The organism is Algoriphagus litoralis, assembly GCF_003259255.1.
In the GTDB taxonomy this organism is placed as follows: Bacteria; Bacteroidota; Bacteroidia; order Cytophagales; family Cyclobacteriaceae; genus Algoriphagus; species Algoriphagus litoralis.
The window spans coordinates 1-283 of record NZ_QGOL01000050.1 but is presented as its reverse complement, the minus strand read 5'-3'; the positions used below and the strand labels follow the sequence as shown (position 1 = coordinate 283).

General features: G+C 46.6%; 2 tRNA genes. Both read left to right on the top strand.

Going from position 1 to position 283, the window contains the following annotated elements:
• Nucleotides 1-45: 45 nt before the first annotated feature.
• Nucleotides 46-119, top strand: a tRNA-Ile gene (locus DK188_RS21290).
• Between the two features lie 22 nt (nt 120-141).
• A tRNA-Ala gene (locus DK188_RS21285) sits at nt 142-218 on the top strand.
• Nucleotides 219-283: the final 65 nt, after the last annotated feature.

Below are 283 nucleotides of genomic sequence, written 5' to 3'. Positions count from 1 at the left end.
TGCCCTCGGGTTTTTCTCTCTTATACACTTTAAATACTATTTGTTGGGCTTGTAGCTCAGGTGGTTAGAGCGCTACACTGATAATGTAGAGGTCCGTGGTTCGAGTCCACGCAAGCCCACACTTTCATATTGCACATTTTCGGGGGATTAGCTCAGCTGGCTAGAGCACCTGCCTTGCACGCAGGGGGTCAACGGTTCGAATCCGTTATCCTCCACCAGTTTCAGATGGCTTGCCATCTCATTTCTCTGAATGTAGAGATAAAAGTTCATTGACATATTGAAG